The organism is Neobacillus rhizosphaerae (assembly GCF_050477885.1).
Taxonomy (GTDB): Bacteria; Bacillota; Bacilli; order Bacillales; family Cytobacillaceae; genus Neobacillus; species Neobacillus rhizosphaerae_A.
In genome coordinates this window covers 110,727-137,601 of the sequence record NZ_JBCNAC010000117.1, presented here as the reverse complement: position 1 = coordinate 137,601, position 26,875 = coordinate 110,727, and the positions used below count along the sequence as shown (strand labels likewise).

Annotated in this window: 18 protein-coding genes; 4 read left to right on the top strand and 14 right to left on the bottom strand. The window is 35.1% G+C overall.

The genetic code is table 11. The annotated features are described in order from the left end of the window. Window positions 1–21: 21 nt before the first annotated feature. From ABES03_RS16505 to ABES03_RS16465, 9 genes are all read right to left on the bottom strand, one after another. Complete coding sequence (locus ABES03_RS16505) at window positions 22–1,722, bottom strand: peptide-binding protein (protein WP_430118633.1); 1,701 nt, start codon at window positions 1,720–1,722, stop codon at window positions 22–24. Between the two features lie 18 nt (window positions 1,723–1,740). After that, the gene (gene opp4C, locus ABES03_RS16500) at window positions 1,741–2,664 is read right to left on the bottom strand and encodes an oligopeptide ABC transporter permease (protein ID WP_430118631.1); all 924 of its coding nucleotides are present in this window, start codon (window positions 2,662–2,664) and stop codon (window positions 1,741–1,743) included. A gap of 26 nt (window positions 2,665–2,690) precedes the next feature. Further along, window positions 2,691–3,650: an ABC transporter permease gene (locus tag ABES03_RS16495; protein ID WP_430118629.1), complete on the bottom strand. Its 960-nt coding sequence runs from the start codon at window positions 3,648–3,650 to the stop codon at window positions 2,691–2,693. Beyond that, window positions 3,631–4,845, bottom strand: coding sequence for a M24 family metallopeptidase (locus ABES03_RS16490; RefSeq protein ID WP_430118627.1), 1,215 nt, complete (start codon window positions 4,843–4,845; stop codon window positions 3,631–3,633). Before ABES03_RS16490 ends, ABES03_RS16495 begins: the two co-directional genes overlap by 20 nt. Continuing rightward, entirely contained in the window at window positions 4,805–6,127 is a 1,323-nt protein-coding gene (locus ABES03_RS16485; protein ID WP_430118625.1) for a M20/M25/M40 family metallo-hydrolase, read from the bottom strand. Before ABES03_RS16485 ends, ABES03_RS16490 begins: the two co-directional genes overlap by 41 nt. A gap of 2 nt (window positions 6,128–6,129) precedes the next feature. Next, window positions 6,130–7,335, bottom strand: a complete 1,206-nt coding sequence (locus ABES03_RS16480) for a M24 family metallopeptidase (RefSeq protein WP_430118623.1) — start codon at window positions 7,333–7,335, stop codon at window positions 6,130–6,132. Then, on the bottom strand, window positions 7,332–8,657 hold the full coding sequence (locus tag ABES03_RS16475) for a M20/M25/M40 family metallo-hydrolase (RefSeq protein ID WP_430118621.1): 1,326 nt from the start codon (window positions 8,655–8,657) through the stop codon (window positions 7,332–7,334). Before ABES03_RS16475 ends, ABES03_RS16480 begins: the two co-directional genes overlap by 4 nt. 270 nt (window positions 8,658–8,927) lie before the next feature. Then, window positions 8,928–10,823: a DNA/RNA helicase domain-containing protein gene (locus tag ABES03_RS16470; RefSeq protein WP_430118619.1), complete on the bottom strand. Its 1,896-nt coding sequence runs from the start codon at window positions 10,821–10,823 to the stop codon at window positions 8,928–8,930. Between the two features lie 126 nt (window positions 10,824–10,949). After that, window positions 10,950–11,882 (bottom strand): HNH endonuclease, encoded by a 933-nt coding sequence (locus tag ABES03_RS16465; RefSeq protein WP_430118617.1) that lies wholly within the window; start codon window positions 11,880–11,882, stop codon window positions 10,950–10,952. 424 nt (window positions 11,883–12,306) lie between these two features. Here ABES03_RS16465 and ABES03_RS16460 point away from each other — a divergent pair, with 424 nt between their 5' ends. Then, window positions 12,307–13,422, top strand: coding sequence for a YDG/SRA domain-containing protein (locus ABES03_RS16460; protein WP_430118615.1), 1,116 nt, complete (start codon window positions 12,307–12,309; stop codon window positions 13,420–13,422). Between the two features lie 141 nt (window positions 13,423–13,563). Here the strand turns inward: ABES03_RS16460 and ABES03_RS16455 are convergent, their stop codons facing one another. Next, window positions 13,564–13,881: a 3'-5' exonuclease gene (locus tag ABES03_RS16455; protein WP_430118613.1), complete on the bottom strand. Its 318-nt coding sequence runs from the start codon at window positions 13,879–13,881 to the stop codon at window positions 13,564–13,566. Between the two features lie 71 nt (window positions 13,882–13,952). Continuing rightward, window positions 13,953–14,948, bottom strand: a complete 996-nt coding sequence (locus ABES03_RS16450; protein ID WP_430118611.1) for an HNH endonuclease signature motif containing protein — start codon at window positions 14,946–14,948, stop codon at window positions 13,953–13,955. 152 nt (window positions 14,949–15,100) lie between these two features. On the opposite strand from ABES03_RS16450, the gene ABES03_RS16445 reads away from it, so the two are divergent. Genes ABES03_RS16445 through ABES03_RS16435 form a run of 3 tightly spaced genes read left to right on the top strand, consistent with a single transcriptional unit; the run spans window position 15,101 to window position 17,705 of the window. Beyond that, window positions 15,101–15,301: a DNA modification system-associated small protein gene (locus ABES03_RS16445; protein ID WP_430118609.1), complete on the top strand. Its 201-nt coding sequence runs from the start codon at window positions 15,101–15,103 to the stop codon at window positions 15,299–15,301. A gap of 14 nt (window positions 15,302–15,315) precedes the next feature. Further along, window positions 15,316–17,331 carry a DNA sulfur modification protein DndD gene (gene dndD / locus ABES03_RS16440; protein WP_430118607.1) on the top strand — a complete coding sequence of 672 codons (2,016 nt, stop codon included), beginning with the start codon at window positions 15,316–15,318 and terminating at the stop codon, window positions 17,329–17,331. A gap of 5 nt (window positions 17,332–17,336) precedes the next feature. Continuing rightward, a complete protein-coding gene (locus ABES03_RS16435; RefSeq protein WP_430118605.1) occupies window positions 17,337–17,705 on the top strand; it encodes a hypothetical protein in 369 nt (122 codons plus the stop codon). Between the two features lie 30 nt (window positions 17,706–17,735). Here the strand turns inward: ABES03_RS16435 and dptH are convergent, their stop codons facing one another. The 3 genes from dptH to dptF are packed head-to-tail and all read right to left on the bottom strand — an operon-like array spanning window position 17,736 to window position 26,768. Then, window positions 17,736–23,036, bottom strand: a complete 5,301-nt coding sequence (gene dptH / locus ABES03_RS16430; RefSeq protein WP_430118603.1) for a DNA phosphorothioation-dependent restriction protein DptH — start codon at window positions 23,034–23,036, stop codon at window positions 17,736–17,738. Next, window positions 23,017–24,432 (bottom strand): DNA phosphorothioation-dependent restriction protein DptG, encoded by a 1,416-nt coding sequence (gene dptG, locus ABES03_RS16425; protein ID WP_430118601.1) that lies wholly within the window; start codon window positions 24,430–24,432, stop codon window positions 23,017–23,019. The genes dptH and dptG overlap by 20 nt, the downstream gene beginning before the upstream one ends. Window positions 24,433–24,437: 5 nt before the next feature. Then, window positions 24,438–26,768, bottom strand: coding sequence for a DNA phosphorothioation-dependent restriction protein DptF (dptF, locus tag ABES03_RS16420; RefSeq protein ID WP_430118599.1), 2,331 nt, complete (start codon window positions 26,766–26,768; stop codon window positions 24,438–24,440). Window positions 26,769–26,875 lie beyond the last annotated feature (107 nt).

The window sequence follows — 26,875 nt, the reverse complement described above, 5'->3', positions numbered from 1 at the left end:
CACCCTTTCCACTGACCTTTTTTATTCTTTTATCGCCCAATCTTCAGCATTGAATGTAGCACCTCTAAAATCCGGGTCGAAACCGGAGACTCTATTATTTACTACGAATGGTGAAACCTGCTCATATAATGGAATCCATATTTCGTCTTCAGCGAGTTTCTTGCCAACTTCCCAAATTAATTTTTGGCGTTTATCTAAATCAATTTCCTTTGTCTGCTGCTCTAACAATTCGTCTACTTTTGGATCCGAATAGCTTACGAAATTATATCCGTTAGGCGGCATATACGCAGTTCCGAAATAGCTTCTATATTCATCTGGATCCGCTTCAACACCAAAACCAAGGATATAGGCATCATAATCGTCCTTTGTTACTGCTCTTTGTTTTCCATCCTTTGTTTTCGGTAAAAGTTTTGTGACCAGCGTTGGAAAATCAAGCGATCTAATTTCCATTTTCACGCCAACTTTCTCCCACATTTCTTTTAAGAGAACGGCTGATTTTTCTCTTTCTTTTGTACCTGTAGGAACTTCCATCGTGAAGCTAAGTTCTTTCCCATCCTTTGCATAAATCCCCTTACTATTTTTCTTATAACCGGCTTCTTCCAGCAACGCCTGGGCCTTAGCTGTATCATATTCATAGTTTGGTAGATCAGGATTATGTGACCAATGCTTAGATGGGAAAATATCATCCGCAACCTGACCATATTTCCCAAGAATAGTAGAAACGATTGCTTTCTTATCAACGGCATGTGCTAATGCTTGACGGACTCTAACATCCTTAAACTGAGCATTTTTTGAATTGAACCCTACATAGTACACACTTAAAGATGTTTGAGTAACTAATCCCGCATAGTCGAGACTACTTACAGAAGGAGTTTCGGCAACAGGTACTGGGGTAATATCAACATCCTTACTCAATACAGATGCTAACATTGTATTTGCATCCCCAAAACGAACAATGATCTTATCTAACTTAGGTGCTCCGCCAAAATAATCTTTGTTTGCCTCTAATTCTATATACTGTCCAGTTTCCCATTTAACAAACTTAAAAGGACCCGTTCCAATTGGAGCACGATTTGACTGATGTTTTTCCCATTCACCAGGTGATACATCTTTTAGAATATGTTCCGGAACAATCCCTATAAATAATCCAGAAATAAACGGTGCAAATGGCTCTTTCGTTGTAAATTTAATGGTATTGTCATCAATGACCTCAATGCCTGCAACCTTATCGGCCTTGCCTTCTTTGTATTCTGCTGCTCCTACAATGGGATCGACTCTCCAATAGGCCCCTGCATCATATTTAGCATCTGCCAACGATGTAAAAGTAAATTCAACATCCTTTGCCGTGAATGGCACCCCATCATGCCATTTCACGCCTTTTTTAAGATGGAAGGTATAAGACTTTCCATCCTCTGACACATCCCAATTTTCTGCTAAACTACCAACCATTTTTAATTCTTTATCGGGTATAACAAGCGAATCAAATATCATATGGGTGACATTCGTATCTGAGGTAGTAGCCCAAATAACAGGGTTAAGATTACCTGGTTCACTATTAAAGGCAACGGTAACAGTTCCCCCTACTTTTTCCTTTACTTCTTTTGCTGGCTCGTTGCTTTTCTCTTGGTTCTTTGTGGTGGAAGCACTATCAGAAGAACAAGCTGATAATAGTAGTGTGAAAATTAAGAAAATTAAACCGACTAAACTTCTCTTTTTCTTCATTACAATTTCCCCCTTTATTTAATTTTTTACTTTTGGGTCTAATGCATCCCGTAAGCCATCCCCTACAAAGTTAATACAAAGAATGGTGAGTAAAATAGCAAATCCAGCAGGCATCCATACCCAAGGTTTAAATTGTAAAACCATAATCGATGTAGCTTCATTTAACATATTGCCCCAACTAGGAACAGGCTGCTGTACGCCAACTCCCAAAAAGCTTAATGCTGATTCAGTTAAAATCGCCTCGGCAGTTTGTAACGTTCCCTGGACCACAATTGGTGCCATAATATTGGGCAGGATATGCCTTAAAATGATAATCGCATCGTTCTGGCCCATTGCCCTTGTGGCTTCGATGTATTCCATTTCCCGAAGACGCAATACCTCTCCCCTTACAAGCCTTGTCATCGTTGTCCAACTAACCAATCCAATGATAATCATTACATTAAAAAGGCTGGGCTTTAAAATGGTGGCTACGGTAATGGCTAAGAATAATACCGGGAAACAAATGACGACATCAGTTATACGCATAATAACAGTATCAACCCATTTCCCATAAAAGCCAGCTACAAGTCCGAGAAATACCCCTGTTATTGTCGCAATCATAACCGCAACAAATGCTACACTTAGGGAAACCCTCCCTCCATAAATGATCCTCGATAGCATATCTCTTCCCAGACTATCAGTGCCTAGTAGATGACCATCGCCTGGCGGTGCCAGGACATTAATGTCCCCAAATTCTCCTTTCGTTGATTCATAGGGACTGAAAGGAGATATAAGTGGTGCTAAAACTGCTAGAATGAGAAATATCAGAAGTATAATGGCACCAAAGACCGCAAGCTTATTCTTTTTAAATCGTTTCCAAGCAGCATGGTCCCGCCATCTTTTCTTTTTATATTGCTGGACGAGCTCTTTGTTAGTTTGCTGTACCTCAATACTGCTATTCAAGGACAATTCCCCCTTTCCCCACTTTTTTAATATCTAATCCGTGGATCTGCCCATGCATACATGACATCTGCCAGTAAGTTACCGGCCATCACTAAAATGGATGTAAACAGATTGAGGGCCATAATAACGGGGTATTCCCTTGCAACAATAGATTGAATTCCTAAGCTACCCATTCCTGGCCAGTTAAAAATGTGTTCTGTGATATATGCCCCTCCAAACAAAAAGGGAATGGATAGTCCAAATATGGTGATTACTGGAATTAAAGCATTCCTTAATGCATGCTTGAGATATACTTTTGCTTTGCTTAACCCTTTGGAGTCTGCTGTTCGGATAAATTCCTGATTCAGGACTTCCAGCATACTGGAACGTGTAAAACGCATAACAACTGCCACTGTCGGTAATGCCAAGACAAGAGCTGGCATAATAACGTGCTTAAAATAATCCATAAAGAGGGCAAATCCAGTATAATCTGCCCCTATCGTAACCATCCCAGAAGTTGGCAACCATCCTAGCTTTAAAGCAAAGATAAAAATCATACCTAAACCAAAAAAGAATGATGGAATAGAGATACCTATAAAAGACATAACAGTCAGTACATAATCAGGCAATTTATTCCGCTTAGTTGCGGAGTATACCCCTAAAGGAACCCCAATAACAAACGCAATAATAAATGCAGTTCCTGTCAACAACAATGTAGCTGGGAGGCGTTCCAGTATTAACTGACCAACTGGCTGACCAGTCTTAATCGTATATCCAAGATTTCCTTGTAAAATTTGCGTAATCCAGTTGAAATACTGAACTGGAAGCGAATCATTTAACCCAAGGTTTTCCTGAGCTCTTTCTATTTCCTCTGCTGATATTTTCGGATCAATCATAGTTTGCATTGGATTTCCCGGTGCTAGCTGCATAATGGCAAAAGTCATGATAGAAATTCCAATTAGAATGGGTATCGATTGAAGTAATCTTTTAATCAGGTATTTTTTCAAGAATCTCCTCCCCCACTTTCCTGTTATTGGAAATAAGAATCAATTCATCTTGGCGCTCGGATAAATACCTAATTCCATTAGAAGTAACAACAACATTTTCCTCTACAATAAAATGAATACCATTCTCCAAAAAAAGTGTAGGTTCAATGGTGAAAACCATACCTTCTTTTAATTCTCCATACGGCGCGTTTCCATATCGTTTCCATCTAGGGCCTAAAAGAATGCCTCCATCATGTACATCTCTCCCAATTTGGTGGCCTGTTGCATGAGTAATTTCAGGGTAGCCAAGAGACACATAGTAATTTCGAGCTGCCCCGTCCACTTCGTACCCCTTTACACCAGGTTTCATCATAAGAGCAGCCCTTGTTATGGCTTCATGAACAGCTGAAAAGGCAGCCTTGATAGGTTCAGGGACTTCGGTTTCACCTTCTTTTAAAAAGTAAACGGTTCTGGCAATATCCGAAACATATCCATCCACCTCAACACTAAAGTCGAAGATAACAAGATCGCCTTCATGAATGACAGCCTCGCCCGGCCCTCTATGGGCGATATTCTCCTTTAAAACGATAGGCAAGGAAAGAGAACGATCCACCCCATTCACAACATTTTCCCTTTCCATTTCTGCAATGAATAAAGTTCCCAATTCCCGTTCTGTCATTCCTGCCTTCATTTTTGTAAATACTCTCTTATAGATTCTCTCAGTTACCTTCACTGCTTTTTCAATTCTTTCAATCTCAGTTTTAGATTTAATACTTCTAATTAGGGTTAGAAATGGTTCTGAGGAAACAAATTCCCCATTAAATACCCCTTTAAGAGTATTTTTTAACCAACGGTAACGGCCTGCAGTTAACCCATCAGCCAAATGCTCCTCGACCGAAATATTTAAAGCAATATTCCTTGGGTTTAACTTTCTTACTGTTTCAACTATTAGAGTTTCAAGACTTCCAGTATGCTTACATACTTCATCAAAAAGCTCCGACTCCTCTAAATCTTGAGCATCGATACTACTGCATAATGCCAGTTTTCTTCCTTCTTTTGTAAATATGAACACACCGGGACCAACTGTTCCTACCCCTGTAATAAGGGGAATACAAGGATCACTGCCCTCTGATGTAAGAATGAGCCACATATCAATCTCTAATTCTCTTAAGCTATCAATGGTCTGATTCAACTTTTCCTTTTGTATCTGATACATTCTCTCCGCCTCCCTTGCTTATGCAAAATTCCTCTAAAACATCCTTCATCAGTTGTACACCATATTCAAAGGACTCTAGTTCGATATGTTCATCCTTGTTATGCACCCTATTGAGCACCTCTGTAAATAAAGTCAGGGTAGGTGAAAGCCCGTATATTTGGCTTGCCATTTCTCCTATAAATCTTCCATCTGTTTTACCTAAGGCAGTAAAAGGTACCCATCTCTTGTTTAAACCCAATCGTTCCGATTGAGTCTTAAACAAAGAAATAATTTCACCCTTAGGGTCGCTTTCATATCCTTGCTGAAAAGACAATAATTGGTACTGTACATTAGGTGGCGTAGTCCATTCTTTCATAAATAATTCAAACTGTTCTCTTGTTTGATTAGGCAGTGTTCTGAATTCTAGAAGGACTTCAGCCTTATAAGGAATCACATTTAACTGATCCCCTATACGAATGAGTTCAGGCGTAACGGTTGTTTCCTTCATATATTCATAGAGTCTTTTCACCAATTGCCCCTGTTCATTTTCTTGATTCATCATCTTTTCCATTTCATCACGAAACTGTTGAAGAACCAGGTAATTACCTGCAGGGAAACTAATTTTCATGAGGTAGTCAAGTACCTTGGCTAGCTTTCCTATGGCTTGGTTTTCTGGCGGACAACCAGCATGCCCCCCGTCCCCTGTTGCTGTGATGGATACCCTTGCTGTCCCCTTTTCACCGGAGGCAAATAACATAAGGGTTTCTCCATTTTCACTTTTGACTGTAAATCCACCGCCTTCACTTAGAACAATACTGTTTCTAAAAATGTCTGGAAACTGTCTGGAAATGAACTCCATTCCTTCCTTGCTTCCATTTTCCTCATCCGCAGTAGCTATAAAATAGACATCTCGGTTCAATGGTAGATTCATTCTTTTTAGATGTAGGAAAGCCATTAGATGCATCACAGTAAGTTGCTTTGTATCAAGGGTTCCCCGACCCCAAATTTTATTTTCATAGATGTCTCCTGAAAATGGGGGAAACGTCCACTCTTCTACCCTCGCCGCACAAACATCTAAGTGTGAAAGAAGAATAACAGGCTGTAGCTGTTTATTCTCTCCGGCTAATTTAGAAATAATGGATGTCCTGCCTTTGTTACTGTAAACTATTTGGGAATAAATAGTATTGTTGTCAAGGATTTCTTTTAGATGATTCGCTAGTAAATATTCGGTAGCAAGCTCATTTGTTGTATTGATTTTGAGCATGTTTCTAAAATAATACAGTGCCTCATTTTTCAAACTCATCTTTATTTACCTTCCGCAGGAATCAGTACAAGTTCAGTCTGTCTTTTGCTCAAAACAGCTGGTCCTTGTTCAGTGACAAGAACATTTTCTTCCACTAAGATGCATGGAAGACCGTTATCCTGGATGACAGTTGGTTCAATAGCATAGATTTCACCAACTTCAATAATCCCTTCAACTTCAGGTCTTGGCGGTACACGTTTGGGTCCTAATATGGTTCCACCGTCATGAGTGGCACGGCCAATCTGGTGGCCGACTGAATGGCGAATGGTTGGATAACCGCCATCTTCAATTACTTTTCTTCCAACGGCATCCACCTCATATCCAGTCTTTCCATGAACTAAAGTCTCTATGGAAGCCGTAATGGCATCGATTGCGGTATCGAAAGCATGCTGGATTTCCACAGGGGCTTCCTTTTCACCCGGTTTTAAAAAATAGCAGGTTCGGGCAATGTCTGATACATAGTGGCTGTACTTTAGGCTGAAGTCGATTATGACAATATCGCCAGGCTCAGTCTGATGGTCCGCAGGTTTCCGATGTGCCAGCCCTTTTCTAACAATGCATACAAGAGGGGGATCGTTAGGATGACCTAAACCGTTTGTCACTCCTCTTTTCCCCATCTCATCAACAAATAATTGGCCGATTTCCAATTCTGTCATTCCGCATGTAATATTCTTAAATACTTCATCAAAAATATCTGTTGTGTACGCAATGGCCTTCTTAATATTTTGTAGCTCTCCTGCTGTTTTCACACTGCGTAGCTTCTTCAAAACCGACTCACTTGAAACCTCCAAACCAGCTAGGCGGTCTTTACCAATTACATTTTCTAGCCACACATATAATCCTTGTGTTAACCCATCGCAAAGATGGTCACTCTGTGAAATATTTAAGGCAAGCTTTTGCGGCTGGACTTCCTCAAAGAGTTTAAGGAATGCCTCCTCCATACCAGCTTCATAGACAAGCACTTTTGTAAATAGGTTTGTGGATTCATAACTTCCTTTATCACTAACAGAGGTAAGGGCAATATGCTCACCATTGCTTCGAATGAAAATGGCTGCTTTATGGACTGACCGGATTCCTACTAATAATGGAAGGGCGGGATCCGTGCCTTCCCTCGTTAAGATTAGCCATGTATCCACACCATTTTCGTTTAGCAGCCGTGTGGCCTGTTCCAATTTTTCAGAAGTAATTGAATTTGCAGCAGATATCATTCTTCATACACTCCTTCCATTTGTATAAGGATGTTATACATATTTTGAATGCCAAATCTCAGTGACTCCAACGGAATTCTTTCGTTTACCCCATGCACCATTTTAATGACTCTATCAAAGCTCATATCGGGCAGCATTGGGCAATAACCATAAATTTGGGAATTATATCCCGTTAAGTGCCTTGCATCACTCCCGCCAATCGATAAAAATGGAACCACCTTGGCATTAGGAACCTCCGTTTGAAGCTCCTGCTCAAAGAGAGCCAAATGGTCATGATTAATCTCTGACTCATAGCCTTGTGAAAAGGATAGAATCTCATATTGTACAGGTAAATCACCTAGAATGGTCTCTAGCATTTTGTCATATGCTTCTTTATTGACAGACGGAACCGGTCTGCTATCCAAGAAAATTTCATATTGGTTCATTAATTCTGGATGCTTCTTTCCGCCATTCCATTTTGTAATGGAAAAAGTGGTTTTTGACATGGCTATAAATAAAGAAAGGTGGTTAGGTGGTATTTTATTTAAAAACAGCTCCAATTCATGTTCAGAAAAATGCCAATCCTGAGATGAAGCAATTGTATTAAATAAGGCTAAGGTAGCTGGAGGAATCTTTTCGCAGATATTTGGTTCTTGGAAAGCATTGATCGCATCAAGGATTACCTGCATTCCATTGTTGTTAGGAAGATATGGATTTGATGAGGAATCTTTCTTTGCTGTTATTCTGACTTTAGCCAATCCCTTTTGCCCAAGTTCACATAAATAATAAACTTGATTCTCAATCAAAAGCGGGAACCCTCCGCCCTCGTTAAATACGATGCTATTGTTAAACAAAGTAGGGTGTTTTTCTAAAAAAGGAAGCAACCCAAACTGACTCCCGTTTTCCTCATCTGAGGTCGCAATCATAATAATATCCCTGTTAAGTGGGACGTTGTTACGTTTCAATAATATCAATACCATTAGATGAGTGATGGTTAATTGTTTTGTATCAATGGTTCCCCTTCCCCATAAAACGTCATTGATAATTTCCCCACTAAATGGAGGCACCTCCCAATCTTCCTCATTTGCTGGAACAACGTCTAAATGAGACAATAAAACAATCGGATTACTATAATCTGGGTTTAATGAAATGACTATATTTCCCCGATTTTCATCTGTTTTATGGACGTATGTATACAATCCATTCTGTTCAGCCACTTCAACTAGATACTGAATTGCGTCCATTTCATTTTTAAATGGATTACTAGTATTGATTCGAATGATATGACTTAGGTACTCAGCCGCTTCACTTTTCACATCCAACCAGTTCTTAATCAAATTCACATTTATCACCTTTTTACTATCCAACTTTTAACTCATTATAAGGTTTATCCACCCAATTGAATGTAAAACAGTTTACAAAATCAAAATTTTCTAAAATTTCTAAATGCAAGGTATTAACTAAATATGAGTTTTAAATACATAAATTAAAAAAGACCAGACATGCTGGTACATGGCCGGTCAAGCAATAGATGGTTCCCTCAAAGGGGGATTGACTATTGTGGTGTGATAATCCAATCCATCCGAGCCGCAAAACCAAGGGGGGATTGTTTTTTAAAGTTCATCTGCACCTGTATTAATGAAAAAATCATACGTTTCGTTAAATCTTGGTTCGTTCGGTATATACAGAACCATTCCCCTTCTTGATCTAGATAATAGGACCCGGTAGATGTTTGCGATGATCACAGGGAAGTTACTGAACTTTTTATCGTTCCTTTCATTTTCACGTAATTGAAAACGTTGGTAAACGCTACTTTCAATCATCCAATTCCTATTATGGATAAAATAATCTCCCCCAAAACACACAAGAGGAAAATCCAACTCTAAACCTTGGCAGACAAACTCCGTAGCTCCTTGCCTCCATGTTTTACATTCATGTAAAAACCATTTCCCCGCATCCGTATCCTTCATGAAGCTTTTATAATAAGGGTTATTCGTATACCTCCGAACTTGATTTTCATACGATTTCGAGGATACGAGCATACCATACATCATGTCAGGAAAATCAATTCTTTTATTCTCGATAAACCGTTTACACGCTTCATAATCACATGAAATTCTTAGAATAAAACCCTTTTCCTGCATTTGCACTAACTCATTTCGTGCTGTTTCCATATCCATCTTAAGCAATGCTTCAATCCAACCGCTAGTATCAATAAAGTTACTGCGAATGCTAGTATCTAAAAACAATTGTTCACACTCACGATAATAGGTTCCTTGAAACTGTTCGGCATAATTAGGTGGAATATAGACTCTCCAACCGGGATGGTTCATAAGGGCTTGTTGCCACAACGGGATTCCTTTTTCTTCCCCAACATGAATCGTTTGCCCATCACCGATAAAGCAAACGATGGTGGCATAGCCTTTATGGTTAAAGATCTTTTCCCCCACCTGAAGTAACCCCTCCGGTTCACTCATTTGATAACGTCCCATTTTCTCCTCATCCCAGGCTCGTTGGGCTTCATCAAAGAAAATACAGTGAAACGGTGGAATAATCCTGGTATGTAAGTATTCTCTTTTAAACTCGAATACGCCCTTTATGTATGTTTTTCCTACACTTTCATTAAAAGCAACATCCTGTAGCTGTTCTTGCAGAACATTAACCAATGGTCCATTACCCGATAAATAAATAGCTGAAAGAGGTTGATTTCCTTCTTTATATTGATAAGCATTGTAGTCGTACAGCGTTTTTATAGCCACAAGTGTTTTACCTGCTCCAGGGACTCCGGAAACAAAGATAATTTCCTTGCCTTTCCCCACCGTTTCATTCGCACGAATTCTTTTTTTAATAAACTTAACCGTTTCACTAATCGCTCCCTCTTCGATATTTTTTATATGAGGAAGATGGCCATCTTGAAAAAGGTCAAGGGTAGCCTTGGTTACAGTCGGTAACGGTTGATAAGGGGACGACACCCACTCGTTAACATCATTTTCTCGTTGGAATACAGATCCGCTGATTCGTACCTTTTCAAGGAAATTATTTCGGTTAAGTATTTCGATTCCCCTTACGACTTCAAAACTTTGGACTGCTTCTGTTAAAACCAAGTACCCCTTAATCTTGAGACCTTTCTCATACGTGACATGGTGAAACTTCTTCAGATCCTCTTGATATCCAATCGTTTGTTCAATGTCCTCTAGGCTCACTCTTCCCTTTTGCTTAAACTCAAGAATAATTACCCGGTCCTTTAACATCAGAAGAATATCTGGCCGTCTTCCTTTTTCAAGCGGAAGCATATATTCAAACACAATATATAGCTCTTGATAGTGAGCAATCTGTGGTTGAAAGATACTTTGTAGGAAGTCAAACGTGTCGGTCCAAGAAGCTTTCTGTAAGTCACCGACTGGGAAATCATACTCTTCCAGAAATTGAGTTAATTGAGTGGTGAGCCTAGTAGAGCCAAGTTGAAAAAGCTCTACCAGCGTTCCTTTCCATCCATAATTTCTCTTCATTTTTTTATACACTTCCTTGATCAGACTCATAAATCCTGACAGATGATTTTTAAGGAGGTTGATAACCCAACCTCCTGTTTATGAACTTGTACTTTCAGCTAAGGACATATCGCAAAGCATAAGTATTTAATCGCCTCGGTAAACATGATCATTATGCCATTGAAGATATTCCTTTTTCGGTGGTTGTAACTTTGGTACCTTTATTTTTTGCATGTGGTATTTGGTAAGTTCGGCAGCTAATGACGGATCTTCCTGTATCTTACTGGATACTTTTATCATGTAATCAGATGTAATGGTAATGTATCCCTTATCAAAGGCCTTATCTAATAGTACAGATAAACAAATACCATTTTGTGGGTCGAGGCGGATATCTTTTCGTTCTGACCATGGGATAATATGAGAACCCACAAGAAAGGTTTTGGTTTGAATTTTGGTAATAGCACAAGCGTAGCCATAATTTTTCTTTACTTGCTCAGAAAAAACGGACTGACCTACACGTCTGTTCTGAAGACCCATATGATCATCTACAAAATAATGCTGTCGTTGCTGTTCTTGGATGGTTTGAACCTCTTCCAAAAGCTCTGATTCGGATTCCGGTATGGAATTTACTCGCTGGGCAAAGGCCTCCTTCACAATACCAACAAAATCTTCCTTGGTAATGGTGGTCATTCCATACTGATTAAAGAAATAGCCCCAATTGTTGCCTCTTTCCTTAAAAGTCCAGTCAAAGTCTTCTAAATCATTGGGAAGAAGGACTGGTGTGAAGGCGATCGGCTTCAGAATCACACCTCTTACACGATCTTCCCCAATGGGTTCAATAGTTTCTATTTTTCCAGCACCAAAGAAATAAAACTTTCCATTAATTTCAGAAGCGGAACTTGGCCGTCTATAAAGGAATAAATCTCCCGTTTTTACTCGATTAAATTTACTTGGTGACCAATTATAGGAAACAAAATCCACGTCCCCATGCCCTTGGGCTGTACCCTTTGTATCGAAAATAAAATATCCTCTTGATGGGTCTTCCAGTTCTTCCTTATACAGTTCTAAAAAATGATCCATCAATCTCACCTTCTTCGTCAGAATTTTTACTCTTACACTTACAAAGCGAAGCTCATAATGCTGCACCGTTTGGCTAGAAATATCTCTCCTTTTTAGTCTAATTTGGACAACGGTGCTTTACAATACTTTAAATCGGCATACCGTTTAGGTTACTACGTTTTTAATTCGCTGTATGATGTAACCTAATCCTAACTTATGTATTACTTACACGCAATATTCCATGGCGTTGAAAATTTTGATATACTTTTTTGTAAATGAGAAATAGCAATGTTTAAATGACCAGGGTTACTATATTAGTTCTCGATATAACAATGTGGAATATATATTTATAAAAAAGAAAATTAAAGCGGCTTTTAATATTCAATTTTCACAACAAAAAGGTGTCGTGTTGTGTTGTAACGACTAATTAAGATGGAGTGGTAATATGGGAGAATATTTAAGTGTTGCGAAAATTGCTTCCTTAACTGGACGTCACGAAGAAACTGTTCGGAGATGGATTCGAGAAGGAATATTTAAAAAAACGATTAAAGGCTTAAATAATATGACCTTAGTAAGTGAAGAGGAAGTAATAAGCTATATGTCCGGCAAAACCAGCACCTTTTCAAATATAGTGGATCATTTCCGAGATATCGAAGTTTGTAACTCATCCACTTGGAATCTATTGGTCGGAGATATTTTAACCTTTGAATCATTAAAAACCATTACCAATTGCCCGACGGTTAAAGGCATTAGATATCGTTCAGGGGATCCTAATATATCCATTATCACTACGGTGGGTTCTGCTGGTTCAAAAGCAAGCAACCCCTATGAAGATCGGTTTGAAGAAGGGGTACTTTACTATACAGGTGAAGGTAGGAAAGGAAATCAGAAGTTAACCTCAGGAAATTTACGGCTTTATGAAGCGGAAATGACTAAATTACCTATTCATGTTTTTCAAAAATTAGACGTAGATCAATATGTATTTCTAGGCATGTTTCAGGTTATATCCCACCATACTGAAAAACAACCAGATGCTAATAATTTAATTCGGGATGTCTTTGTTTTTGAATTAAAGCCCATTATAGATAAAAGTAAATCGTTGTCCAAAGAATCTACTCAAGATAATCTCCTAAAAGAGATAGATGATCTGCAAAAACAATTTAAGAATGAAAAGCTTACAAAGCAAACATTAGAAATAAGGTATCAACATAGCAGGAAACTAGTGGAAAGCTTTAAAAAATTATATAACTATAACTGTCAGCTTTGTGACCCCAACAAACCAATCCCCCCGATTACGATGAAGGGTGGAGAAAAATATATGGAGGTACATCATATACAAGGAAATAGCGAGGTAATCGGGAAGGGATTTGAGCAAGATGAAGGACATTATGTTATTGACTCCATAAATAACATAATCTGTGTTTGTCCATACCATCACAAATTACTTCACCATTGCTATCCGAAAGTACACTTTAACCGATCGACTGAATCATTTGAAGCAGAAGATAGATCTCTAATTTTACCCATTAATCTAAAACATCCTTGGCATTTACTCGGGTAAATTTACAGACTTTATATGAGATCTATGCCTTTACTTCTCCAATAATAAAAAAGGGTCAGTTCCCTTTATTTCATAGGACTTCTGACCCTTTGTAAGGGAGAAAATATACTGGTTTGTATTTTTTCATTGTATTGGTGTAAGCTAATTTATTTTCTCTACATTTTCTTTAGATTGTTGTCTCTCTTGAATAATCATATCTAAATAATTGGTAAATTCAGATACCCCCGAATAGGATAAACAAAGATATTCCTTAGCCCTTGTCATACCTATATACAGAAGTGACACTTCCCTCTCCTTATTTTCTTCCAATGGAAATGGCATGGAATCCACATTTACAATGAACACTGCACGGAAATCCAAGCCTTTGCTGCTGTCAATTGTACTTATCTTAATCTTGCCGTCTTCTTTTTCATAGGATCGCTTTGAAGTATCATTTTCTGTAATCCAGAAGAAAGGCAATCCTGCATCCTTTAAAGAACGTTTGATGATATCAATGATAGGGGTAGCAAGATAATGTTATACTTTTTTTTTCATGAAATATTAGGACTCCATATATTAGAAAACCCATTATAAATTGAATACTGATATAACTGAATCAATTTTTCTTCTTTATAATTAATAAAGAAGTTATTGTTTTCCTCTTCTATCTCTTTAGATAGGTCTTGATTTCTTAACAACAAATTATCTAAAAACTTTTCTTCAGCTAAATTATCCCTCTTCTGAATATTACATTTTTGACAAGAAATGACTAAATTCCAGAGATTATCATTTTGAATAAAACTCCATGGTATAAAATGATCAACATGTTTGTTTCTCTTCTCTTTTTTAATTACCTTACCACAATAAAAACAATATTCTTTATCATATTTTGTGAGTATTTCCAAGTATTTCGAAAGGGAATCCCTCTTAGAAATAACCTCTACCTTACCAAGTAAATAATTTATATTAGGTATTTTATTATTGCTTTCTAAGAATTTAGCCAAATGGTAGTTTGTTAAATATGTAATTGTCCTTTGATGTTTTTGTAGGAACTTATAAACAGGTCTATTAAATTTTAGATATCCACGTTTAATGTTGAATTCATAGAAGATGGAGTTTGTATCTGAATAGAAAGCTCCTATTACATATTTTTCCCCTATCTTTTTTATGGAATCTAAAGTTTCAATTTGTATTGAATACGGGAGTTTGTCAAACGTCCATTCTTTTGGAATAGAATATTTTAGACAAATATCTTCTAGAGTTTTCTGAATAGCAGATATTTGATTCTTAGAATTGGACTGCCATAGATTATGATGTATGACTAAATTCCAATAAATCTTTGTAAATGAATAGAATACATCATTAAACATAAGTTCAAGGTTTTCATTAATATTGTATAAATTTTCGATTAAAGATTTTAGCAGCCCATATTTATATGACATCTTTGTCGAAGCATGAGTAAAAAATTGATTTAGTGCCTTCCATATCTCCTCATCGGTCACATATGATTGTTTTATTTCTCCTATTTTTAAATCCCAGCCACCCAATATTTACACCGCCTTCACATAAATTATATCAAATTGATACGTTGGTAATTATTGTTTTGAATAATATTGTAAATTTTGTTGATATTTATGTTAAACTTTTATTACATAGATGTCGAAAATTGGCTTCATTATATGAGATAAAGGTGATTTGGATGAAGGAAATAAAAAGAAGAGAAATAGAACTACTAGCTAAAATATGTTATCAAAACAACCTCCCTCTTAAACTTGCTAAAGATTTATTAAAAGAAGCAGAGAAGTTGTCTTATGAAAATGTAAGTCAAGGTGGAAGGATTAAGGAATATCAAGATTTGATAAATTTTCATATAAAGAATATTGATAGTAATAATCAATGATAAGGTGATTAAAAATGTTATTAAAGAAGCTAGTCTTTGTAAATTATAAAACTTATTATGGTCATCAAGAAATTGACCTCTATATCCCTAAAGATGTTAGAGAAGAAAAAGGACAAAATATTATCCTTCTTGGTGGATTAAATGGTGCAGGTAAAACTACTATTCTAAAAGCAATTCTTTATGTACTTTTTGGAAAAAGAGGAATATCTGATTCTGAATATAAAAGATTATTTTCAAATGTAATAAATAATACCTTCTTTAATGAAGGTGGAAGAGAATGTTCTGTTTCCTTAATTCTCGAAACAGACTCCGGTGAAGAATGGAATTTAAAGGTTAAATGGTACTTTAACACAAATAAAACTGTTGGTCACGAGGAGAGAGAACTCGAGGTCAAAGGATCTAAATCAAAAATTTCCAAGCGCGCTCGTATTGATAATATTGATGCCTTTAATAAATTTATCGATAGAATTATCCCTTATCATGCTGCGCCATTCTTTATTTTCGACGGGGAAGAAATTAAAGAAATAATATTACGTCAGAACAGCCATGAGATGAAAGAAGCCATCCATAAAATAACTGGTATGGAAGCGTATAAAACTCTCCTTACTGACATGAAAGGATTAAAGTCAAATCTTGAAAACAAAATTGCAAGATCTGTTTCACAAATTAAACTGACAAATATTGAATCGGAACTAAATGAAATAAACAGTACCATTACCAAATTTGAATTAAAACGTGATAAGCAACTAGCAGATATTCGGAAATATGAGACACTAATTAATGACGCTAAACGCGCGAGAAATGATAAAATACTTCTTAATTCAAAATCAAGAGAGGTAATTATAAAGCGCCAGTCAAAAATTTCAACAGAATTAGATATTGCATTAAAAGAATTAAGTACATTTTTAAATCAAAATTCAATTAATATCATATTAGGTAATAAAATATCTGCATTAAAAAGACGTCTTAAAGAAGAAAATGAAATTGCTCATAAAAAAATCTTACAAAATGCATCTCTTACACCCTACAGGGATTTCATGAATCAATTATTAAGTAAAAGTATTAATCCTCCTTTATCCTATGAACAATTGGAACAGATAAAAATGTTGGGTGAAGAAATCTGGATAAAGGAGAATAATGTAAGGCACTACGTACCAAAGGATTATAATGTAATACATGATATCACAAACAATGATTATTTATACTTAATGAACATTTTTATTAAGGATAAGAAACAAGTAGTAGACCTAATTAACAAGATTGAACGATTGAACCAAGAGGCAGAATCTGTAGAGATTGAGATTAGAAAAGCCCCTGAAGCTGTTAAATTAGATGAAGAAAATAATAAGATTGACTTATTAACTAAAACTTTGGGTGAAATAAATTTAAGACTTAAATCTATAAATAGTAAGTTAAACCCTGCTTACGAAGAGAAAAAGAATTTAACAAATAAACTTACGAGAATGTCTGGTAGTGATGAAGACCTAGAGGAATTACAAAAGACTTCTAACGAAGTAGTAAAGACAATAAAAGTCTTAGAGCAGTACATTTCTCAAGTTACAACAATGAAAGCTACATTTATCAAAGAAGAATTTTCAAAAATGCTAAAAAGGTTATTTAGAAAGCAGGATGAGTTTGGAAAGATTGAATTTGATATTGAAACCTACACTATTCGTCTGTACAATGACCGGATGCAAGAAGTGAGCATACAAGATCGGTCTGCTGGTGAAATGCAGATGATTTCTTCTGCATTAATTTGGGCTTTAACAAAAGCTTCTGATTTATCTTTGCCAATGGTTATTGATACACCTCTTGGTCGTTTAGATAGTTATCATAGAAATCACTTAATTAATCATTATTACAAAGAATTAAGTGAACAGGTAATCATTCTTTCTACCGACACTGAGATTACTGAAGAATATGTTAACTTGATGAAGGAAAACTCATTTAGACAATATATGTTGGATTATGATGAAAACAAAAAGTACACCATTATCAGAGATGGATATTTTAAATTTGTAAGAGGATGATTTATATGGCAAACAGGAGAATGTCCTTATCCCAACGAGGAAAAGAAATATTGGACAAGATTGCAGAAACCTTAGAGATTGATCGGCCAATGGCTGTTAAAATTGCTCTGGCTAAAGGAATATCCATTTCAACTGGTCCTGTGTTAGAAGTTTACGATGGTGGTCAAGACAAGTGGACTATACCGGATAACATTATTAAAGATAAAGAATTCTTACTTTTTAAGCATTTAATTATTAATGAAGTAAATTTAGCCTTAGACGAACCTGATTTAAACAAACACATGCTTGCTTTTATAGAGAAAGGTCTAAGAAGATTAAATGATGATCTAAAAAACAAAACTTCTATGGAAGATTTTAGACTAACAATATTATAAAAAAATCCCACCAAAATGGTGGGATTTCTTCTATATTCTTTCAGATAAAGGAGTTATATTCACAACTGTAACGGTTGGGTTGGATAATTCACCATTTTCTTTTTGAATCGGACCATGAACAATACATTGGCCCTTTTTCAAAGAAGCCAGCGTATTTTCCCATTGTTTTTTCTCATTACTATCCTTTGAAATGCTAGCTGCAATATTTGTTAATTCCTGTTCTGGTGGAGAGAAATAAACTTTTTGTGAAGCATTTTGTAATCTTGCTAACTCATCTGCAGCAAGTTGTGACTTGAGAAATTGAGTTGCATACCATGCCGACCAACCAAATTTTCTACCCTCTGTTAGAATTCTCGCTGAAGGTGATTTCTCAGTATGATCTAGATTTTGAGCTTCGTCCATAATGACAGGCATTGGTTTATTTTTATGACCGTTTCTTACAGAATAGTTCCATAGATCCCAAAGAATAAATTCAGTAATAACTAATTGAACATCTCTTGGGAAGCCTGTAAGTTGAATGATGTATACATCTCCCCTACTTTCCACAATATCCTTCCAATTAATCGTATCGGAAGTACTAAAAGGATTTCGGTCAATTAACGGTCTAATTTGTGACAATGCAGTTTTGCCGTATGAAGAACCTTCTTCTTCTAATTGTTCCTTTAACCTTAATAGGTCCATATCATGATCATACTTGTCCAAACCAACCAAAGTAGCTTCATATATAGCATTTAGTTGTTGAATACCCAATGTTTTATATACTGCAGCAAAAACACTCTTAATACGTTCTGCAACGTCAGTATTAGTTTCTGGAAGTTTTATACCACCAATATCTCGGGTGTTTCTCAAGAATGGATTGATTGGCAACTTGTCACTAAATATTATCTTTTGCTTGAGCCGGTCACCTAAATAATTCACAAACTCTGGTTCTAACTGATTTGGTAAGAAACCTTCTGTATAGTCAATAACAATACTAGGAATACCTAATTTGGACTTTTCTAAAAGCAAGCACTGCATAAAGTATGTTTTGCCTTGGCCAGATTTACCTGAGATTAATAAATGTCTATTTGCAAGCCCTTTATTCCCGTATTCCCAGAAGATTTCACGATTTGAATTTGCAGCTTTGCCAATTTTTATTCTTAGGTCTTCTATATTTGGAACACCAGTAACCAGCTCAACTTTCTCATCCTCTTGAGGAACTTCGTTAACTACTTTATCCTCACTTGTATCCTCTTTAGGGCTATCTTCTGTATCAGTTACATTCGAAGTTTCATGAGTTATTTCTTTACCCTTCTCCTGTTCGTCCCCAGATTTTATTGCATGATGTTCTTCATTTGATGAGTCTTCTCTTTGCTCTTCATCAGTAGTTGTTTGATAATTCTCTCTGTTTTCACCAGTTTGAACATGGAGATCATCTGAGTCATCAATATGTTCTTGAGAAGTGATACCTACTTTATATTTGTATGAAAGCATATCTTCCTTAATAAAATCATTTGGTTCATTTTGTATCCAGTCTCTCATTTGCTTAATAGGTATTACTAATCCCTGATAACCATCAACTTCTGTAAGATTAAGGAGTAAAACTTGATCCTCTAACCTCGCACTTCTAAATAATGCATTTTTTTGGAAGGATAAAATAGCTCCATCACCAATAAAGCTTTTAAGAGTATTTGACACAACGAAGTCATTTTTAAGCAATTTTTCAATAATATCGTCAGGCAAGTCGTATTCCTTTTCGTTCCAAAAGTCACTTTGTGAGAGTTTTTTTGCATTTGCGATAAATAACTGAGCAAAAAAGTTCCGATAAAATTTCCCTGCAAAGTTTTGTTCACCTTCGCCTGATAGTGTGTCAATAAATAAAGCCTTTGTTTTTTCTACCTGAATTCTAGCCTTATCTAATACGTCATTACTATTAATGCCAATCTTCACTTCAATCGGATAAAAGTGTAATGCTAATTGTTCGTTATAATTTTCTAATCCGATTAATAATAAATCATCACTATGGCTTCCTTTTACTCCTAGGTTTTTTGCAGTAAATACACCCTCTGATTTGTTTAAACTAACAGCCCCAGCTACCCGAAGTATCTCTTCAAGTGAAATTGGTACCCATAAGATGTTGGCATGGTCGTAGTAAGAAACCGCATATTTAATAGCAGAAATAATACTTAATTTTTCACGATCATAGTGGCCTTTACTTCCAATGATTCGGAGTAACCATTCACCATTAAAAGTATTAAATGCTTTTATCGTTTTTAGAACATTATCATCTGTTCCCTCTACCTCTTTTTGTTTAAGAAATTCCTTAATCACTGAATAATACTGGTCCGATTTATCAGTGACAGTAATAGCATCAAATCTACTTGAAGAGGAATATTGGTCACTATAATGAATGACAACTAAATTGCCATCATATTTGTTAAAGAATTCAAGATCCATTGAAGGGTCTACAAACGTTACCCAATAAGAAGATTTAAATATTTTTTCTAGTGTATCTTCATCAGCATTTGTTGTACGTGAGAAAATTGCTTCTCCTTTTCTATAACTATCATATCCACCATTTCGCAAGTTGGCCGCCAGTTCATTTAGTAAATAAGCAGTAATAGCCAAGTAATCCTTTTCGTCAAGACTATAAGCTTTTGTTCCAAAGCCACTCTTGTAGTTTTCTTGATCTCTCATTGAAGGAACACTTGAATAAAGTCCTTCAAGAGCAATTCCCGACGTCATATCTTTTATGGGTTGTACTGCATAGGTTTCCTGGGCGTGCATCTTATAAAAAGATATATGAGCATATCTATAATTGTTATTAGGTTCTTGTTTATAAAAGAAGAGTTTCTCACGAATAACTCTTAAAATATCTTCAGATTCTAATTCTTTCTTCTTAACATTTAAGCTAATATCAAAAGTTTCTTCGAATTCCTTTACAGTTTCTGTCCGTGCGTAAAGATCAAAAGAACTTTCTATATTTTCCTTTTTATATAATGTAACCTCTACTGGCTTTAAGTTTTCAATACCCGATTTATCGATTTCTTTTAACATCCATTGGAATATTCCACGGATTACCTCTAAATCATTAGTAATATTAATAATATTGATTTGTAGAGGAGCATGGGACTTTTGAATAAATAAATAGGAAAAGTGTTCTTTAAACTGGGTTATCTTATCACTTACTACTTTTGCTAAATATTGATTGGCATCAGAAACTGATATTTTTGAAACTGGCTTAAAAGTTAACCACTCCATCGCAGCCTGTTGATGGTCAGGTTTGTACAATGTCTTTTCATTATAAAGAAATGGTACCAAAGCGTCTGGATTCAGGCGATTTAGGATGCTATTATCTACCTCTTCAGAATCAAGTAATTCGTACGTTTTAAGCTTAAAGGCTACCATTAATGGGTGGAATGGCGTAAAGTAAAATATTCCATTTGCATTAATAGTTCCTAATTTAAACAAATCAATCCCTTTACTTCCTGCTGCTATACCCGTTTCGAATTTCATAATTTCATTTTGATACTCGAGAATATACTCTAAAGCCCTCTTTTTTAGGTCTTCATTTACAACACATAAACTCGGGATCGAATTATGTGAATTAAAATAATTTAGATAACGACTATATGCTTCTCGTAATTCATCTGACACCTTTATATCTTCCTCTAGTAACTGGTCGGATTCAAGTCTAGCAGATTTTAGTCCATGATCAATCCAGTGTTCTTCCCACTCGAAAAATTCTCTATATTCCGAGTGAAAATAAAATTCACGATTTTCTAGGATTAATCGATTATTCTCTCTTATCCATTGAATATCTCTTCCTGTTTCTCTTATTAGTTTCCAAATTCGGAAACCAGTAATAGGCATAGATTCCTGTAATTCATTCTTAATTAAAATAGGAACTACAACTTGATCAAATTCCATATTAATCTTTAATTCATCGTCATCATTATAAGCTTCTGGTAGAGGAGTAATGGTCACTCTTTCGTCTTCATTAATTGTGATATGTTGATTATCCTCTGTTATTTCAAGCTGACGTTTATCAAATCCATCTCCGAAAACCAATTCATCTTCTTCAAATTGGATAGCTACAACCCCTTTATCAGGATCGACAGTATACTTAGATCTATATGAGTCTAAATATAGAGGATGAATTGGTAAGACTGTAATAAGAAATTCTGCCCCTAAAATTACCTTGTTGTCATGTTTATAGGTAAACCTTACAAAAGTAGGCTTCTTTTCTTCAGCTTTAATTTTTGCAACAATATTTTTTGTCTTCACATTGACATTTAGCCATTTGGAAAACTGATTTGGTATTCTAATAAAATCACCTGAGAGACTTTTGATATCCCCAGTTAAATTAAAACTTGCTTGAAATTCAATTTCTTCCAAACCATCAGGATTAAAAATCACAATATGCCTTTTTCTTTTACCTGCTGCCGACTCTTTATGTGGTTTATCCCAGTAATTTAATTTATTAATAACCTTAACTTCTAGGAGATCTACTTTTTTTGTAGATGGTTTGGCTTTAAGTTTATGAACCTTAGTAAACAAATTATCTTTCCAATCATCATCAAAAAGAACTTTTGCTCCTTCTGCAGTAAATCGCTTCTCTAACTCCTCCTGTCCAAGTCCAATGTCATGAACCTTTCTAACAAAATCAAATAATTCTCTGTTTTCCTTTAGCCGGTCCTTTTGGTCTTTACCTTTAAATGTATCTAAGTCAGGATCTTTAAACAAACCAAATTTATAGTATTCGTGATCTTCAATCGAGCCCTTTTGCAAGGTTGTAAAAATATCTTCGAACTCAAAGAAAGTAATTTGTTGGAAGGATTGTTCCAACATTAAAATCTCAAGATTGTCCAATAGAATTAGTTGATCTACTTTTTCCAATACACTATTTTCAATTTCATTTTTTAAATTGGAGAAAATTGATGAGGAATGTAGTGGCATTCCTTCTTTCTGAAGATCACTACTCCCCCCCTGGATAGAATCAAGTTGTTCAGAAACAATACTAAGTAAGGCAGTTTCATTCCAAATACCTTTTTGTTCACCAACTAAATTTCTTAAAGTTACAAGAAAATCTGGTTTCACGTCCTTTGAAGTAAAGGCTATAACTAAATTTAATGATTGAAAGGGAAGAGAAAAAGTTTGGTATTCTTCCCCTCTCTCATGTTGATATTTAAATACTTTTGAACCATTGATTTCATTTAAGGCATTAACTAGTTGTGAAACTTCAGTTTCACTATCTAGTTGAAGATAATATCGATCTCCAGATTTGATTCCTACAGCCTTAAAGTAATCTGTAAGTAAAGTAGCAATATAACTATAGAATTGGTTTGACATACTGTGCATCACCGCTATCACTTTTTTTATCAATAATATTAAGATTATCGAATAAGGTTATAATTTCTTTTTTGGAGTAACGATCAAAAGCGACTCCTCGTTTTTCAAATTCTACGAATAAATCATTTAATGGGATACGTTGATCTTTTACTGAAACAGCTGTTAATAAAAGTAAGAATTCATGCTTAATATTTAATACCTGGCCTAAGCTTCCTCTTGTTTTTAGAAATTGACTGGAACCTAAATCTTCCAAGTTTTGACCATATTTAACACAAACCCCCGTGCTCATACCTTCCCTTAGACAGGTAAATAGTACTTTAAATGCGTCAGGAATAGTTGTAGAATCATCAGTAATTTCTATTTTTGCCCAAACACAGTACTCTTTGATCCATTGTTTAAGGTCATTCAAGAAAGCTTCTTCATATTGAGCACCTTTACTTTGGATTTCAGCATACAAATCAGCATAAGGTATAAATTGAATATTATTAACTTCATTTATTCTCATCTCATTAAATGAATTATGACTTAAATGAGAAATTGTATGAATATGGGGAAATAGATGGACTAACTTCTCTTTTAAATAGCTAAACCCCTCTAAATCATCAGCTGCTTTCCTTCTCTTACTAATAGCTTCCCAATCTAGCGCAAAATATAAAGGTTGAACCTTTTGATAATCAGCTTCAGTAAATTGCTCAAATTTCAGTAGAAGCTGGCATACGTACATAAAGACATAGTAATGTGTTAAAAGTGGGAAGCTCGCTAAAAAATAATCTTTGTATTTACTTAAATAGATGATGTCCTCTTGGTATAATTCCGTGAATGCCCCAAGAAGTGATTGATATTGTTTTTGAGTTTCACTTGAGTTTTTCATTTTTTCTAGTGTAGTCATCTTTTCAAGAATGAGTTCCGTTAAAATATCATCAGAATCTTTATTACTAAAGATTTTTTTGATGTCAGGATGATTTTTTATCAGTGTCTCATTCATAAACTGTGCATATTTACCAAATTCATTTTTTAAGTTTTTATCCAATTTAATGTAGTTAAATAAATATGGATGAATAGGCTTAATTTCTTCTTGGTTAAATAAATATTCATTTAAAAATCGAACAAAATCCGATTCATCATCTTCATTTGAAAATTCTACTTGACTTGCAATATATTCACTTAAATCATTTTCTTCCTTTGAGAGATAAAAGTCTTTATTTCCTAATGCCTTCTCATTAAACTCAACACCACTGATACTGCGAATAAATTCTCCGAGAACCTTGTTAAATTGGCGAATGGCTCTAGTCCTTTTTGAAAGGAAGGGTAAAATAGGAAACACATCACCCGTATCATGTTTTTTCTTTTCATATAAAAGTGTTTTAAGATCATCACGCTTTAAGGTCTGAACCATTTAAATTACTCCTTTTCAAAAACGAAAGAATCAAAGTCATCACGCTTGATGGTGTAAAATCTATTATCACGTGGGAAAAATACAAGCATTTCTTTTTTCTTTTCTCCAAAGCTCATTAGCTTTTCAATAAATTCTACAAATTTAATGGCGTCTTCTTTATCTTTTTTATTAGGGCGATATCCTTGTTGTACATTTGTTAATAATTTATACAGAGGATAATCAATATCTAAATAAATTGTGTTTTCAGGGTTACCATCATGATAAGCCAAAACAATAGAAGATTTAAAAGTGTCCAATTCCAAATTTGCACTAGATTTTAGATGTGCAATCGTTGGTTTTAAGTTTAACTTTTGAGCTAATCTATATTTATCGGATGGCTTATTGATAAATATATACTCTTTTTTAGGACTACCCTTCCATTTGAAAATAGCCGTTTTAATTTCATCATAAAAAGCCCTGATACTTCTCTTATCACCAACATTAAAATAATAAAGGTTTTTCACAAACTTAAGATAACTTGAGTCTCGAAGATTTTGGTTGAATTCTTTATTTGTTAAATAAGCAATTCTTAAGAAGGACTCAAAGAAAATATTAAAAGAATACCCAGTTAAGTTACTTTTCGAATTAAAAGAATTAAACAATTCTCTAGCGCTTTCAATTTGTATATTTTTTTCTATAATTGAATTCCAGTCATTTAATGTATTTAAATCAATTACTATTTGATCGATAAATACAGATCTGCGATGAATTGGGTCTAACTGACTCATAGCATTCAAAATGTTGGAACGATCTCTTCTATTAAAAAGAAGATTTGGTAGAGCTAACTCTAATACATCAAACTCGTTTAACAATTGAACGTTTTGAAGATTTCCTGGAATTAAAATATCGGCCACAAAGTTAAGAAACGCCCGGGCGGATATCACCAATTTTTTCTTTACAATTGTTTGGATAATTAGTTGAACAACTTGTTCCTGAACAAACTTGTTTTGTAGTAACCGATAATTTTGGTGCATCATCGTTTCAATATGATTTTCTTCATCCTCTTTTAAAGCTAAATGAAACGGGTTATGATCGGACTGAACAAAGATCTTCTCCAATAATGCAGAATAGAATGAGGATTTAGGTCCATTTTCAGTTAACTCGTAAGAATGATAATCACTAAAGCTAAATAAATCGAAAGTGTTATCACTATAATGGGTAGTTATATCTTGTGTAAATAATCCACTTTTTTCCACAAATTCATTTAAATTATTGTAGGTATAAGTGCTATGTTTTGTATTGATAAAATTGTGCAATACACCCATATTTATTGCGAGAATAATTTTTTCATTGGATTCACTAATTCTTTGGTCTGAAAAGTTTTTAAGGACATCTTCAAGTGTTTCCATTGCATTCTTGTTAGGAGAGAAACTTTCAGTTGCATCATTGAATATTGTGTAATCCTTTATTAGTTCATTCTTTTTCTCTTTTAGGTATGCAAGTAAATGGGACTTTCCATCTCCTACACTTCCGCATAAAAGTATTAAATTCCCTTTGGATTCTGCTGATTTTTGTTCAAGAACACTTTGTAAGTCTAGTTGTATCTTTCGGTCAACGTGGATATAATCCTTAAACTTACTAAATTGACTTGCATTTTCTATCGCTTCTTGAGCAGAGTCTTTTAGTCTTCTTAATTCTCTTAACAAATAACTTTCACCAGGTGATAAATTCTTCATTAATATACCAGAATCCTCTGTTACATATGAGGATTCAGTTTTGGATGTATCCTTCGTTATAACTTGTGAATCATCATTATCGGACATCATTGGTTTATTGCTTGTAATATTTTTTACAGTATCAAATTGACCTGTACCCAATAACTCAAATATTTTTTTCTCAACAAGGTTTTCTATGTTTTCTTTTCGACGTGGCTTCGGTATTCTATATGGTGGAACCTTTAATTGTTCTAAGGAATATACCTCCAAATACCAAACCCCAATTTTATACATTTCTTTATGTAGCTTGAATGCCTCTGTAATATCATTGAAATTCCCATCATGTGCTGCTTTATTTCCTGATAAACGGATAATATCAAACGCTTGCTGGATATCACGTTTAATATACTCCTCTCTTGTCAGCAGAGATATCTTGTCATATAACGTAGATTGATAAGGCATTTCAATTTTTTCCTGTTTAAATACTTCAATAAGTATTTGCTCAGCAAAAACTCTCGCTTTAATAATAGCGCTACTTGGGTCTTCATATATAAGATCTTCCATTTTATTAGCATTAATTGCTGCGGTAGGATTAATTTTTTCTAAAAAACTAAAAAGTGAGACATCTTCCTGAAAATCCATTTTGATCCCCCGATACATTTTATTTAAATAATAATACAATTTTACCATATTTCGACCAAAAGTTTTAATTAGCTCTCAATTTTACTTTTATTTAAAGTGATTTGATG

Excerpts from the sequence above, each read along its gene's own strand:
- dndD (WP_430118607.1), top strand. The coding sequence starts at position 15,316 with ATGTTATTAAAGAAGCTAGTCTTTGTAAATTATAAAACTTATTATGGT.
- ABES03_RS16505 (WP_430118633.1), bottom strand. The coding sequence starts at position 1,722 with ATGAAGAAAAAGAGAAGTTTAGTCGGTTTAATTTTCTTAATTTTCACA.
- ABES03_RS16460 (WP_430118615.1), top strand. The coding sequence starts at position 12,307 with ATGGGAGAATATTTAAGTGTTGCGAAAATTGCTTCCTTAACTGGACGT.
- dptF (WP_430118599.1), bottom strand. The coding sequence starts at position 26,768 with ATGGATTTTCAGGAAGATGTCTCACTTTTTAGTTTTTTAGAAAAAATT.
- ABES03_RS16490 (WP_430118627.1), bottom strand. The coding sequence starts at position 4,845 with ATGTATCAGATACAAAAGGAAAAGTTGAATCAGACCATTGATAGCTTA.
- ABES03_RS16465 (WP_430118617.1), bottom strand. The coding sequence starts at position 11,882 with ATGGATCATTTTTTAGAACTGTATAAGGAAGAACTGGAAGACCCATCA.
- dptG (WP_430118601.1), bottom strand. The coding sequence starts at position 24,432 with ATGGTTCAGACCTTAAAGCGTGATGATCTTAAAACACTTTTATATGAA.
- dptH (WP_430118603.1), bottom strand. The coding sequence starts at position 23,036 with ATGTCAAACCAATTCTATAGTTATATTGCTACTTTACTTACAGATTAC.
- ABES03_RS16445 (WP_430118609.1), top strand. The coding sequence starts at position 15,101 with ATGAAGGAAATAAAAAGAAGAGAAATAGAACTACTAGCTAAAATATGT.
- ABES03_RS16435 (WP_430118605.1), top strand. The coding sequence starts at position 17,337 with ATGGCAAACAGGAGAATGTCCTTATCCCAACGAGGAAAAGAAATATTG.
- ABES03_RS16480 (WP_430118623.1), bottom strand. The coding sequence starts at position 7,335 with ATGATATCTGCTGCAAATTCAATTACTTCTGAAAAATTGGAACAGGCC.
- ABES03_RS16470 (WP_430118619.1), bottom strand. The coding sequence starts at position 10,823 with ATGAAGAGAAATTATGGATGGAAAGGAACGCTGGTAGAGCTTTTTCAA.
- ABES03_RS16485 (WP_430118625.1), bottom strand. The coding sequence starts at position 6,127 with ATGAGTTTGAAAAATGAGGCACTGTATTATTTTAGAAACATGCTCAAA.